Source organism: Soonwooa sp., from assembly GCF_030151385.1.
In the GTDB taxonomy this organism is placed as follows: Bacteria; Bacteroidota; Bacteroidia; order Flavobacteriales; family Weeksellaceae; genus Soonwooa.
In genome coordinates, this window is the sequence record NZ_JASLDS010000074.1 from 23,610 (window position 1) to 36,424 (window position 12,815).

Here is a 12,815-nt window from a genome sequence, read left to right on the forward strand (position 1 = left end):
CCTTATTTGTTTAACCTTGCGTTTTAAAGATTCACTTGATTAGTGCGCTTCGTTTCCGTCAACACCGTGCGCATGACCGTGAGAAAGTTCCTCTTCAGTTGCAGGTCTTGTGTTAAAGATTTCAACATCGAAGTTCAAAGTTTTCCCAGCCATTGGGTGGTTAAGGTCAGCAACAACAGCTTCTGGAGTCACCTCAACAACGATCGCGTTAAAGTTGTTACCTTGGTTATCAGATAATGGCAACATCGCACCAACTGGCGGAATACCACTTTCTTGGAACATATCGATTGGCAATTGCGCCACCGCATCATCTTGTCTCTCGCCATAAGCCTCAGCTGGAGAAATCGTGAACGATTTTTTGTCACCAACAGAAAGACCTTTAATTTCTTCCTCGAATTTTGGAATCATCATCCCAACACCGTACAAAAATGTTAATGGATTTTCAGACGTTGTATTTTCTACAAAAAGTTTTTCTCCGTTAGCTTCGATTGTGTTCAATGTGTAGCCTAAAGATACTACGTGATTGTTGTCTATTGTCATTTGTTTAGATATTTAAGGATTTCTCCTCGTTGTAATTATTTCAAATTTATATTTACAAAGATAATCTTTTGAAGTCATTTTTTTCAATAAACTTTCACTTTGGGCAATCCCCTCGCCTAGGCATTTCCCACAGCTCGGGTCGGGCTATCCGCTTGTAGTCCTCAGTTGGCGCTCGCTTCGCTCGCGCCTCCTTGCGGGCTACCGCTTCTATCCCTATTGCGATGGGATAATTAGAAAATTTTCTGTTAAGTATTTAGCACAAAGACAAACAAAATATTTCTCCTTTACTCATATATAAGTTATACATAGGCACTTTGTTTACTTTAAAAAAAACTAATTTGTATGTCCTACATTAGTTTTACGCCTTTGTTTACCGAAAAGCTAAGTGCTTGTAATCCTACTTTTTTAACCTTGCATTTGAAAGTATGTCGTAAAAATTTGGAAAACACCATTTTAGGAAATAGAAATTTACTCTATGAAAACTAAAACTTTCTTGCCTTCGCCAACATCGGTATCGAAATCAATCCCATCACCAACATAATGCAAATCTGCAACGGCAACGAAATAAAAGAATAGATTAATCCAACTTCGCCACCAACATTGCCATCTTTCCCCATTGAAATAAATAAGGCCATAAAACCAAACTTCATCGCCAGGTTAAATGCGCCAATACCACCAGAAGCTGGGATAATCATTCCCAAAGTCCCAACTACCAAAATGAAAAAGCCATCAGCAAATCCAAAATCAGACGTTTCGGGAAGAGAGAAACAAACCAAATAAGCCGCAAAATAATAACAAACCCAAATCGCGATTGTATAAAGAATAAATTTTGCCTTTTGTTTCATTCGGAAAATCGACATCAATCCGTCTAGGATTCCATCGATAAAACCAACAATCTTACCAAGCACTGGCACATTGGTCAACTTCTTTCTTATTGCAAAGAAGACAATAGCACAAACTGCTAACGCACCAATTATTAAAGCAATCTTATTTGGATTAATGTTAACACCAGATTGTTTATAAAATGATAAAATCGCATCGTATTTAAAAATCAAAGTCAAGCCCAAAAAAGCCAACATGCAAACCAAATCGACAACTCGTTCTAGAATAATCGTCCCGAAAGATTGGTCAACAGGTACTTTTTCGACGCCATATAAAGCTGTTGCGCGGGCAACTTCGCCACTTCTTGGGATAGTCAAATTCATTAAATAACCAAAAGAAATCGACCACAACGAATTACTATTAGAAATAGAATGTCCCATTGGTTCCAACAAAAGATTCCAACGTACGGCACGAAACCAATACGCGCCCAAACCAAAACATGCTGCAAAAGCGACCCAAAGATAATTGGCTTTCGACAAAGAAGCTTTTATATCTTCAATGTTCAAACCTTTCAGAGCAAGCCACAAAAAAAAGCCTGCAAAAGCAAGCGATACAGCAATGGTAATTGCCGTTTTTATAGGATTATTTTTTTTAGCTTCAGCCATTCATTAAGTTAATAGGTTGGTATCTTCGTTTGGAAAAACGATTTTTGGTTGGAAGCTTTTTGCTTCCTCAGGCGTCATCTGCGCATAAGCGATAATGATTACGGTGTCACCTTTGTGCACTTTGCGCGCCGCAGGACCATTGAGACAGATTTCTCCAGAACCACGTGTTCCTTTGATAACGTAGGTGTCAAAACGTTCGCCATTGTTGACATTCACAATATAGACACGTTCGCCAACGATAAGGCCAGCAGCGTCGATAAGGTCTTCGTCAATTGTGATACTTCCGATATAGTTAAGGTCCGACTCTGTAACTTTAACTCTATGTATTTTGGATTTGAATACTTCTATTAACATGCTGCAAATTTACTACAAATAAGTATTTGCAAAAAAAAACTAAGCCAAAATTATGCATTCAAAAAAAATAGAGATTAAGAAATATTAATCTACAAATTCTGAAATCAATAATTAGCAAACGTATAAATTAATTATTGCTAATATCCTTATTTAATGACGATAAGCAAGAAACCAACACAACTAAAAGCCCTTTATTTGGCAAAAGCCTAAATTATTAAAAAACTAACAGTTTAAAAAAAAATCTATATTTTTCCTTAAAAAACACAAAAAGACTTGTGTGAAATGAAAAATGTTCTATATTTGCTATAACAACATAACTTTAATTAAATACAATTATGAACAAATCTGAATTAATCGACGCAATCGCAAAGGATGCAGAAATCACAAAAGTAGCTGCTAAGAAAGCTTTAGAATCTTTCATCGCTAATGTTACAACAACTTTAAAGAAAAAAGAAGGTAAAGTATCTTTAGTAGGATTCGGGACATTCTCAGTATCTGAAAGAGCTGCAAGACAAGGTATCAACCCTGCAACTAAAAAACCAATCAAAATTGCTGCTAAGAAAGTTGCAAAGTTCAAAGCTGGAGCTGATCTAGCGACTGCTGTAGCTGGAGCTAAGAAAAAGTAATTCTTGATTCTTATACAGAATAAGCACAGGCTTCCTGATGGGAAGCCTGTGTTGTTTTTATGAAAACTCCTAGTAGACTTTAAAGCCCAACAAAGATTTTCGTCCCTATAAAAATTCAAAAAAAATACTATCTTCGTCACATAAACATTTAATTATGAAAAAAACAATACTCCTAATAGCTTCAATTGGACTTTTACAATCATGCATCGTTTCTACAGCAACCAAAGCTGTTACTGGTGTCGCAAAAGTTGGTTATAAAGCTGTGAAAGGAACCGTAAATGGTGTAAGTTGGGCAGTGAGCAAAGCTGCAGGAAAAATTGACGAAGACCGTGTAGATGGTACATGGAAAGTTGTTGGCGTTTATAAAGGTTCTTTTGCTCAATTTCAACAAGACCAAAACCGCGATAGTTCATTCGAAAGTGAATGTGGCGATGCATACGATCAAATTGTTTTTAAGTCAAAAAAATCAAAATTCAAACCTGTACATTGCAGTAGCCAAGATGAAGATTGGGTAAAATATAAATTCGAATTCGGAAAAAATCCATCTACCAAGGAAAAGGAAAACTACATCGAGTACAATTCTAACAATTACATCTCTGTTATTGACATTAACAACAAAACGATGGTTCTGGAAGGTAATCTGATGCCAAAGCTTTCGTTTTCTGGCGCAAGATTATACCTTTTGGAAAAGGTAAAATAAAACTACTCACGAAAAAGTATTAAAAAAGAAACAACTTTAAACCCAAAAAAAAATCCCGCAACTTTCGCTGCGGGATTTTTTTGTATTTAGAATTAAACTCTAGTAGTTAAACAAAGCTTTACCTTCCATGAGTTGGTTAACTTTAGTCCTAACAGATGCTAAAACTTCTTCGTTTTTGATATTATCAACCACTTCAGAAATTAAAGAAGCAACAACTTCCATATCTGCTTCTTTAAGACCTCTCGTCGTAATTGCAGCAGTTCCCAATCTAATACCAGATGTTGTAAATGGCGACTTATCATCAAACGGAACCATATTCTTGTTACAAGTAATATCTGCTTTTACCAAAGCTTTTTCAGTTTCTTTACCATTCACGTTTTTGTTACGCAGATCCACCAACATCAAGTGGTTATCAGTACCACCGCTCACGATATCAAATCCGTTATTGATCATTGCTTTTGCTAAAGCTTGGGCATTGGCTTTTACTTGTTTAGCATAAACCTCGAATTGAGAATCGATTGCTTCGCCAAAAGCAACTGCTTTACCCGCGATAACGTGCTCCAATGGTCCTCCTTGGATACCTGGGAAAACCGCACCATCCAAAACTTGACTCATCATTTTGATTTCGCCTTTTGGTGTTTTGTGACCATAAGTATTTTCGAAATCTTTCCCCATCATAATCATTCCACCTCTTGGACCTCTCAAAGTCTTATGTGTTGTTGTTGTTACTACATGACAATGGTCGAATGGATTATTAAGAAGACCTTTTGCCACAAGACCTGCTGGATGCGCAATATCTGCCCAAAGTGTTGCTCCAATCTCGTCAGCAACCTCACGGAATTTAGCATAATCCAAATCTCTAGAATAAGCTGAGAAACCAGCGATCAACATTTTTGGTCTTTCGCGAAGTGCCACTTCTCTCATTTGGTCATAATCGATAAGTCCAGACTCACGATCTACTCCATAAGAAACCACATTATATTGAATCCCTGAAAAGTTAACTGCAGAGCCATGTGTCAGGTGTCCTCCCATCGAAAGATCCATTCCCATGATTTTGTCACCAGGCTTTAGCACAGCAAGATAGATTGCTGCATTGGCTTGAGAACCAGAATGTGGTTGCACGTTAGCATACTCGATACCAAAAAGTTGTTTCGCACGTTCAATTGCCAAAGTTTCCACTTCGTCAACTACCTCGCAACCACCATAATATCTTTTGCCAGGATAACCTTCTGCGTATTTGTTAGTAAGCACGCTTCCCATCGCTTTCATAACATTGTCCGACACAAAGTTTTCTGATGCGATTAACTCGATGCCATGTGTTTGTCTTTGTCTTTCTTTCTCGATAAGGTCGAAGATGATATCCTGATTCATTATAAAATATTTTAAAATTTATGTTGTACGAAATTAAGCCAATCCAAATTCATAAACAAATAATAGCCTTATGATTTAGATGATAAGTTTTAACTTACGAAAAACATAAATCATAATTTAAATAATACTTTTTGTATTTTTAAAAATCAATAGTCAATACACCAATGTTTAAAAATAATAAAAAACTATTTCTACTTCTAACTTTAACGCTTCTTGTGTTTCTATTTTTGGAAAAATGCACACCCAATAACCTTACAACAGCTGATATCTTTAGATCATCAAAACTCAACGATGCTCCAAAATTTGGAAAAAACCTTAGTTTTAATCATTATAAAATAGAACCTGTGGAGACTTATCTTCCTATTTTGTATGACAGCATCAACAATATGTTTTATTTAACCAACAAAAACGGGCTCACCAAAATAGATGGTAATGGAAATATCATTATTTCGGATAGTTTGGTATCGGAAAAGAAAACCTCAACCCAAGATTTCATCAATTACATTCCTTATATTTTTAGCCTAAAAGGCGTCTACGATTATACAGGAAACGCAAGAGTTTTCCATCCATACAAAGCAATTCTTAACGAAGATCAAAAGATGGCGAATTCAGTTTATAAAACAACTTTTGATGACCTATATAAAAATGCAGAAATGGTTGTCTATGATACTGATCGTTTACGAGATCCAAGTGGCTTTTATCCTTTTTACTTTTTAGTAAATAGCGAATGGACTTTGCTTTACTCACAGGAAGGTGAACATCGTTTATCCTTTGAAAATGGAGAAATGGACAACATTTACGGAAAAGCCGATCTACAAGGCAATCCCTCAAAATTCAATAATAAAAAATTAATTGTATTAAAAGACGATCAAAAATCGGCTTATTCTGTTCAGCAACAAGTTAAAGACGATACATATTTTGATACTTACTTCACCGAAATTCTACAAGAAAGAAAACTCGATTATCAATCTGACAACCGCATAACAAGAAAATCATACAAGAAACTTTCTTACGAAAATGTCGGAAATCCATTTGACTTGCCAGACTTCATGCGCGCTACATTTAAGGTAAAAACCTATTATGAATTGCACTACAATAATCAAAAAACATACTTCACGTCCGAGACTTATCAGTTTGAATGGCAAATAGAAGACAAGGATGATTTCTACTTATTCGAAGTGCCAAAAAAATTCCGAAACAAAACCAAAGTTGGATTTATCCTGTACAATAAGCGTGATGTATACATGATAAAACCAACTAAATAAACCAATTCTTTAGTGTTTGTACTCGTAGTCGATATCACTAATAATCTCTTGCATTTGCTTGATGCATCGTTTGTAGTTTGCGATAATCTGATCCACTGTTGATAGATAAACTTTGCTGCGATTTTTGATAGGATCTGACGACAGCTCTTTTAGAAAATTACCATCTGGATAATTTTGAACATTATCGAAAAGAAAATCCGCGTATTTTAATTTCTGCGCTTTATAGAAATCTGTAGATGTTATCAAAAGCGGTACATCTTCCTCGTAAAAGTCCAAGATTGAATTTTGCAAATCTTCATTTTCTATAAAACCAATTTTCCCCGAAGATTTAAAACCTTGGTATCGCCCTTGATTACCGTTAAAACCCGTAAAATTGAACAAGAATTCTTTGTTTACATGAATCGAATCTCTATCCGCGATTTGTCCATTTGGAATCCTTGCGAGATAACCGAAAAATTTCTTTTGATTTTCATAAGCGATGATGTCGCCTTGCATTTCGGCAATATCACTTCTAAGATCTTTTCGTAATCCAAGTAAGAAATGCTTAACCTCTTTTTGCTCGTGACGTGCTTCACTCCAAGAATGGAACGCGATGGAAACGCTAACCGCGAAAACAATAATCGCGATTTCCATTCCGATTTCTTTAATTTTGTGCATAAGACCGTGCTCATGCGATTTTGCAGTGTCAAAGATCTTTTTAGTAGACTTTGCAACTTCTAATTCTGCCATGCTTAATAGTTTTTAGTTTTCGATTACAAATATCATCTAAAAATTTAAAAACTAAAACAGATTTAATAAAAATAATTAAAAATCGCTAAACATAAAACGCATCAAAACAAATATGGAATTGAATTTACAAACAAAACATTTCCTACAATAGACATTTTTTTTCACAGCAGAATTACATTCAAAAAAAAGCAAATCCGAAGATTTGCAAGACGAAAAATACAGATAAAAATACTGTAATTATTTTTTAAAACCTTTACAGATTCACACGGTCGCCATGAGACTTTGGCTCAGAAATTACTAGAAATTCTAAATCAAAATCTTCTCTATTAAAAATCCTATGATTGGTATTTGGTTTAATATGTAATCCTTGATTAGAATTTACAATTACGGTTTCGCCTTCAACTTCAAAAGTGGCAACACCTTTTAAAATATAGAAAAACTGTTGAGATTTCTGATGAAAATGCAAAGACTCCTCAGTTTTTGGGGGCATCCTCTCCTGTATAACGCTCAACGAATCGGTCTTTAAAAGATGCCATCCATCACAATGATCTCCCCAAGTATAATGTTCAGAAGTTTGAGTTGATTTAGCAATCATACAAAAATTAATTTAGGTTTAAAAAAATCTAGGATTGATGTTTTTTGACATCAGATTTCTTTTTACGCTCGTAGATAACTTCAACGATTTTTCCGCCAATCCAAGAAAACGGAAAGAAGACAAGAAAGATTGAAATTTTATAGAAGGTCGGATGATATGGATAGATGATAATATCAAGCATCGCGATGAAAAGCATGATAAAACCAATAAGGATAGCATACGCAACTTTAGCATATTTAACAATAATCGCCGTTACAACACCACCAACCGTCACTCCCAATCCGCCGAAAAACAATAAAGCTGCAAAAAATGTTTCTTGGTCTTTAACAGCTATCAATTGCTGCTTCCAATGTTCGAAAGGTGCCCACTCGTCATAGTTAATCCAACTTGGATTAATGCGTATCCCAAGCGAAATAATGAGACCTGCTACTACAAGTCCACAAATGACACCAAACAAATTCCTTAAAAAATTCATTAATCTGCGTGTGCAATCATTGAAATTTCAACGTCTACATTTTTTGGAAGACAAGATACCTGCACAGTTTCTCTCGCTGGGAAAGCCGACGCATCTAGATAAGAAGCATAGATATCATTCATCACAGCAAAATCATCCATATTTTTTAAGAAAATAGTTGCTTTAACAACATGACTAAAAGTAAGACCAGCTTCTGTAAGGATTGCCTCAAGGTTTTTCATCACTTGGTGTGTACTTTTTTCGATACCTTCAGCAAGTTTCCCTGTTTCTGGATCTACCGGAATCTGTCCAGAAATATACAGCACTCCATTTGCCATATTAGCTTGAGAATAAGGTCCAATTGCTCCTGGCGCTTTGTCAGTATTGATGATTTTCTTCATAGTTTATTGTCGATTTTCGCTTACAAATCTAAGCATTTTTATCAATTTTAGAAGCTACTATTTGGTTGGGTAAAGCTTCTGTCTTTATATTTTATCGCATCACTCAAGATATTGGCTTTAATACCAATAAAGAAGTCGTACACTTTGTAAACTCCAAAAGGTACCCAGTTAAAGTTAATTGTAAAACTTCGCTGATCTCTTGAGAAGCCCAATGTCGTTCTCGAAATTTCTTTTGTCACAAGGTCATAAGAAGCACTTCCAGTGATATTCCAAAAAGGAGTCAGTTTGATGTTGCCATTCATCCCAACGGTTGCCATTTTTGATCCAAACAAAGATAAGGTTCTCGAATAAGCATAGTTTGCGGTCAAACTCAAATTCCATGGTTGATTAAATCGCGCGTAATTATCATCGTCAAAATAATAATCTTCGTTTCGGATTTCACCTTTCTTTTTATATACTTTAGCATAATCTTCTTTTTTACCAAAGATCTCGTCGGATAACGAATAAGCCATTTGCAAGTTAAATCCTTGTAAGCTGAAGTGTCCAAAATTTTCAGTTCTAATACCATTGTTACCTGTAGCATCATATAAAATTTTATACGGCTCCAAAGCCAACGTCGTGTTAACTGTCAACTTATTATTAAAGAATGATGATTGAGAATCAATTCTAAATACTGACCATTTATTCTTATCTGCAGCGAAGTTGTAGTTACCAGAAATATTTAAGTTTTCAAAAATCTTAAGCTTTTTAACACCAGTTGAATCCGACTTTGACTTCACTTTCATTTCTAAATTATTGGTTATGTTAAAACCAATACTTTGTGAAAGCCCCGAACTTGGCGACCCATATATTCCGCCTTCAAAAATAGAATACTTTGTCAACTCTCCTCTAGCACCATAAAACTCACGGTAGTAACCCCAATTTTTCTCCGAAAAATCGGGCATATAATTAAAACTAACACTCGGTGTCATCATATGACGAATAGCTTCAATCGTAGAACCCTTTTTAAAGTTCAAAAACTTATAAAGAACCGTCTGTATACTTGCTGATGTCGAAAATGTTGAGAATCCTGCAAATTGATTTTTAGTAATATTATCAACATTATTAGTCACAACATTGTAACGTTTCTCCATTGTTTTTGTGGTCAAAACATTATCTACATTCGCACCTAATGTAAACGTAAAATACTTGGCTATACTCGTATTGGTCGATAACCCAATATTATTACGAAGACCCGTCTTCATATCTTTCCACATTTGATCTTTAAAGAGATCTGCTTCTGTCGTTTGCACATAATTGGACATCGACAAACCTGTGTTAACAGTCATATTCTCTAAAAGCCCAGTTCGCATGCCCGTTTTTGGTTTAAACAAATAAAACTGACTCATAGACACTGTCAAATCTGGCAAACGAATATCTGTTAGTCCTGTTGAAAAGTTTTGAGAATAAGTTGCGTTAGCATTGATGGTTATCGGCAAACTCAAAAAACGCTTCTGGATACTAACCCTAGACGTTTGACTAGTTTTCAAGTTATCACTATTGTAGATATAATTATTGTTCAATAGGTTATTGTAGAACTTCTGACTTGTGATATCTACAGCAGCGTTAAAGGTCAATAACGGATCCGCTTTGCTATCTTGTTGGTGTGTCCAAGCAATTTTGTAAGTCGAGGATTTAGAATAATTATCTAAGCCTTTAATACCACGAACAATAGTACCAATCTCCGCATTGAAACGTCCGCTGTATCTATATTTTTTGAGATAATTCATCTCAGGCCTCAGGTTCCAACTTCCTTTGGTGTACAGGTCGGACAGTATCTTAAGGTCGAAATGCTCGCCCAAAGGCTGATAATACCCCAAGCCATTTAGAAAAAAACCGACATCTTGACGTTCTCCAAAACTCGGAATTAAAACGCCCGCAGAACGTTTTTCAGAAAATGGCAAAATCGCAAACGGCATTACCAAAGGCGTCGGCACTTGCTCAATATACATTTGGATTGGTCCGGTAATAACCTGCGAACTTTCTTTTCCTTTTAATAATTTAATATTAGGCGCTAACAGATAATAATCGGCAAGTGTATCTTTTTTCTGAATAAAATAGGTGTCCGTTGTGTATTTTCCGTTACGCATAAAAAACACTGAATCATTGTATTTTTTGGTTTTCTGCGCTACAATCACACCTTCGCTTTCTTCTGTTCTTGCATTAAAAGCAACCGCTTGTCTGGTTTTGTAATCATAAATTACCTCATCATATTCAAACTTTTTACCAGCTTGTGTTGCAATGGCAGGATTTTTCACATGGCCTTTTTCGTCAAGTCCACCACGAGCATAGATTTTATTATTAGACCAGTCTATGCGAATATAGTCTGCATCAATCTGCATATCTTGATAGATAACTTGTGCATTTTTTTCTAAAAAAGTTTGTTTTGTCGAAAAAGAATTACGCTCAACATCTGCTTTTGTTTTGACAACAGCATCCAACTGCTCTTTGGCAGGAATGCTATCATTCTTGCGAATCGTGTCTTGCGTAGACTTAATTTCTAGCTTCCCATCAGTCTTTTTCTGTGCTAAAAAACTGTTAAAAATTAGGAAAATTAAAAATAGTGGTATATTTTTGAAAATGCTTTTGCCCAAATCAGTACATCTGTAATTCGGGTCAAAATTAATTAATTTTTAAAAATTAATATGTTTACTACAGAATTTTATTCCAAAAAATATATCAGCTTACTTTTAGTATTGCTTTCAGTCCTTGGTTTTAGCCAAAAAAAATTCACTGTTGTATTGGATGCAGGCCACGGTGGATCAGACAATGGTGCCTATAGATCCTATAGTGATCTAGGTCGTGTACAAGAAAAAGATATCACCCTCGCTATTGTTTTAAAACTTGGAAAACTACTCGAAAAAAACAAAGACTTCAAGGTTATTTACACGAGAAAGATTGATGAGTACCCATCTTTGACAGCAAGAACCGATCTTGCCAACAGAAACAAAGCTGATTTTTTCGTCTCTATCCACGTTAACTCGTCGGGCGGAAATAACATTACAGCACAAGGTACCGAAACCTTCGTACAAGGACCTAACCAAAACAAAGCAAACCTAGAAGTTGCAAAAGCTGAGAACGAAGTAATCTTCTTGGATGAAAATGACAAGCAAAACTTCGCCAATTACGATCCTCGATCACCAGAATCATTAATTGCGTTAAAAATTCAGCAAAGTAAATATTTGGAAGCAAGTCAGTGGCTGGGTGGACTAATCGAAGAAAATTTTGTTAAAGACGACAAAAGATTCTCACGTGGTGTAAAACAAGCCGACTTACACGTCCTTCGAAGAAATGCTATGCCTTCTGTCCTTGTGGAAACAGGTTTTGTCAACAACTACGAAGACGCCGCTTACTTAACTTCCGAAAAAGGACAACAGGAAGTTGCAGATAGCGTTTACAAAGCTTTATTAGACTATAGAAAAGCCATCGGTGGTGGTCCAGTTAAAGAACCAGAACCAGTGAAACCAGCTGAAGTTCCGTTGAAAAATGATTTCAGGATTTTATTGATGAGCACAGCTTCGCGATATAATGATGGCGATCCAGCGCTGAAAGGTCTTAACTATATTTTGCCGATTAAAGAAAATAATGTTTACAAATATTATTATGCTGTAACCAATCTCGCTTCTGTTAGAGATAACAATCTAAAAACAGCAAAAGATGCAGGTTTCAGAAATGCAATGGCGATTAGCTTCTTACCAAACCAAACACTTGGCTTCGGATATTACACCTTAGAAGTTGCGGTTACGGAAGACAAATTAAAGAATGATTCTTACCTTCTAAAAACTTTGAAAGATGTTGAAAGAAACAAAGAAAAAGGTGTTTTCTATTATACCTATGGAAAATATAAAACTTTGGAAGAAGCTGTAACAGCACAGAAAGAGATTGAAACTAAAGGCATTAAGAATTCCATCATTCAGAAAGTTTTGAAAAACTAAAAAAAAGATTTGCAGGATCTAAAAAAAGTCTCTACTTTTGCAACCACAAAAAAAAACGAATGGCCTATTCGTCTAGTGGTAAGGACTTCAGGTTTTCATCCTGGCAACAGGGGTTCGATTCCCCTATAGGCTACGAAATTTTAATTTTAAAAAAATCTGCAAAAAGATTTTGAAGTTCAAAAAATATTCATATCTTTGCAGTCAATTTTTAGGAAGTTATGGCAAATCATAAATCAGCTCTGAAAAGAATCAGACAGAACGAAAAAAGAAAATTAAGAAACAGATACTATCACAAGACTGCTAGAACAGCTTTGAAAGT

14 protein-coding genes and 1 tRNA gene are annotated in these 12,815 nt (G+C 35.5%); 6 read left to right on the forward strand and 9 right to left on the reverse strand.

What is annotated here, in order from left to right:
* Positions 1-39: 39 nt before the first annotated feature.
* From Q1V95_RS15850 to panD, 3 genes are all read right to left on the reverse strand, one after another.
* Positions 40-540: a peptidylprolyl isomerase gene (locus tag Q1V95_RS15850; protein WP_300675693.1), complete on the reverse strand. Its 501-nt coding sequence runs from the start codon at positions 538-540 to the stop codon at positions 40-42.
* 482 nt (positions 541-1,022) lie between these two features.
* On the reverse strand, positions 1,023-2,027 hold the full coding sequence (locus tag Q1V95_RS15855; protein ID WP_300675694.1) for a lysylphosphatidylglycerol synthase transmembrane domain-containing protein: 1,005 nt from the start codon (positions 2,025-2,027) through the stop codon (positions 1,023-1,025).
* A gap of 3 nt (positions 2,028-2,030) precedes the next feature.
* Positions 2,031-2,381, reverse strand: a complete 351-nt coding sequence (panD, locus tag Q1V95_RS15860) for an aspartate 1-decarboxylase (protein WP_300675695.1) — start codon at positions 2,379-2,381, stop codon at positions 2,031-2,033.
* Positions 2,382-2,716: 335 nt separating this feature from the next.
* Between panD and Q1V95_RS15865 the strand changes: the two genes are divergently transcribed.
* Positions 2,717-3,007 (forward strand): HU family DNA-binding protein, encoded by a 291-nt coding sequence (locus Q1V95_RS15865; RefSeq protein WP_300675696.1) that lies wholly within the window; start codon positions 2,717-2,719, stop codon positions 3,005-3,007.
* Between the two features lie 154 nt (positions 3,008-3,161).
* Complete coding sequence (locus tag Q1V95_RS15870; protein ID WP_300675697.1) at positions 3,162-3,707, forward strand: hypothetical protein; 546 nt, start codon at positions 3,162-3,164, stop codon at positions 3,705-3,707.
* 99 nt (positions 3,708-3,806) lie between these two features.
* Here Q1V95_RS15870 and glyA read toward each other — a convergent pair whose 3' ends face one another.
* On the reverse strand, positions 3,807-5,078 hold the full coding sequence (gene glyA / locus Q1V95_RS15875; protein WP_300675698.1) for a serine hydroxymethyltransferase: 1,272 nt from the start codon (positions 5,076-5,078) through the stop codon (positions 3,807-3,809).
* A gap of 164 nt (positions 5,079-5,242) precedes the next feature.
* Here glyA and Q1V95_RS15880 point away from each other — a divergent pair, with 164 nt between their 5' ends.
* Positions 5,243-6,343: a hypothetical protein gene (locus Q1V95_RS15880; RefSeq protein ID WP_300675699.1), complete on the forward strand. Its 1,101-nt coding sequence runs from the start codon at positions 5,243-5,245 to the stop codon at positions 6,341-6,343.
* A gap of 9 nt (positions 6,344-6,352) precedes the next feature.
* Here Q1V95_RS15880 and Q1V95_RS15885 read toward each other — a convergent pair whose 3' ends face one another.
* The 5 genes from Q1V95_RS15885 to Q1V95_RS15905 form a co-directional block, all read right to left on the reverse strand.
* Positions 6,353-7,072 (reverse strand): DUF6090 family protein, encoded by a 720-nt coding sequence (locus tag Q1V95_RS15885; protein WP_300675700.1) that lies wholly within the window; start codon positions 7,070-7,072, stop codon positions 6,353-6,355.
* Between the two features lie 253 nt (positions 7,073-7,325).
* Positions 7,326-7,667 (reverse strand): cupin domain-containing protein, encoded by a 342-nt coding sequence (locus tag Q1V95_RS15890; protein ID WP_300675701.1) that lies wholly within the window; start codon positions 7,665-7,667, stop codon positions 7,326-7,328.
* A 28-nt stretch (positions 7,668-7,695) separates the two neighbouring features.
* On the reverse strand, positions 7,696-8,142 hold the full coding sequence (locus Q1V95_RS15895) for a hypothetical protein (RefSeq protein ID WP_300675702.1): 447 nt from the start codon (positions 8,140-8,142) through the stop codon (positions 7,696-7,698).
* Complete coding sequence (locus tag Q1V95_RS15900; RefSeq protein ID WP_300675703.1) at positions 8,142-8,522, reverse strand: RidA family protein; 381 nt, start codon at positions 8,520-8,522, stop codon at positions 8,142-8,144. The genes Q1V95_RS15895 and Q1V95_RS15900 overlap by 1 nt, the downstream gene beginning before the upstream one ends.
* 47 nt (positions 8,523-8,569) lie before the next feature.
* On the reverse strand, positions 8,570-11,155 hold the full coding sequence (locus Q1V95_RS15905) for a putative LPS assembly protein LptD (RefSeq protein ID WP_300675704.1): 2,586 nt from the start codon (positions 11,153-11,155) through the stop codon (positions 8,570-8,572).
* Between the two features lie 51 nt (positions 11,156-11,206).
* Here Q1V95_RS15905 and Q1V95_RS15910 point away from each other — a divergent pair, with 51 nt between their 5' ends.
* From Q1V95_RS15910 to rpsT, 3 genes are all read left to right on the forward strand, one after another.
* Positions 11,207-12,496: an N-acetylmuramoyl-L-alanine amidase gene (locus Q1V95_RS15910; RefSeq protein WP_300675705.1), complete on the forward strand. Its 1,290-nt coding sequence runs from the start codon at positions 11,207-11,209 to the stop codon at positions 12,494-12,496.
* 61 nt (positions 12,497-12,557) lie between these two features.
* A tRNA-Glu gene (locus tag Q1V95_RS15915) sits at positions 12,558-12,629 on the forward strand.
* Positions 12,630-12,714: 85 nt separating this feature from the next.
* On the forward strand, positions 12,715-12,815 hold a 101-nt coding region (rpsT, locus tag Q1V95_RS15920; protein WP_300675706.1), incomplete at its 3' end, for a 30S ribosomal protein S20.

Bases quoted from the DNA above. Each gene is read 5' to 3' on its own strand.
- Q1V95_RS15885 (WP_300675700.1), bottom strand. From the start codon at position 7,072: ATGGCAGAATTAGAAGTTGCAAAGTCTACTAAAAAGATCTTTGACACT.
- Q1V95_RS15900 (WP_300675703.1), bottom strand. From the start codon at position 8,522: ATGAAGAAAATCATCAATACTGACAAAGCGCCAGGAGCAATTGGACCT.
- Q1V95_RS15870 (WP_300675697.1), top strand. From the start codon at position 3,162: ATGAAAAAAACAATACTCCTAATAGCTTCAATTGGACTTTTACAATCA.
- Q1V95_RS15890 (WP_300675701.1), bottom strand. From the start codon at position 7,667: ATGATTGCTAAATCAACTCAAACTTCTGAACATTATACTTGGGGAGAT.
- Q1V95_RS15850 (WP_300675693.1), bottom strand. From the start codon at position 540: ATGACAATAGACAACAATCACGTAGTATCTTTAGGCTACACATTGAAC.
- glyA (WP_300675698.1), bottom strand. From the start codon at position 5,078: ATGAATCAGGATATCATCTTCGACCTTATCGAGAAAGAAAGACAAAGA.
- Q1V95_RS15895 (WP_300675702.1), bottom strand. From the start codon at position 8,142: ATGAATTTTTTAAGGAATTTGTTTGGTGTCATTTGTGGACTTGTAGTA.
- Q1V95_RS15880 (WP_300675699.1), top strand. From the start codon at position 5,243: ATGTTTAAAAATAATAAAAAACTATTTCTACTTCTAACTTTAACGCTT.
- Q1V95_RS15855 (WP_300675694.1), bottom strand. From the start codon at position 2,027: ATGGCTGAAGCTAAAAAAAATAATCCTATAAAAACGGCAATTACCATT.
- panD (WP_300675695.1), bottom strand. From the start codon at position 2,381: ATGTTAATAGAAGTATTCAAATCCAAAATACATAGAGTTAAAGTTACA.
- Q1V95_RS15910 (WP_300675705.1), top strand. From the start codon at position 11,207: ATGTTTACTACAGAATTTTATTCCAAAAAATATATCAGCTTACTTTTA.
- Q1V95_RS15865 (WP_300675696.1), top strand. From the start codon at position 2,717: ATGAACAAATCTGAATTAATCGACGCAATCGCAAAGGATGCAGAAATC.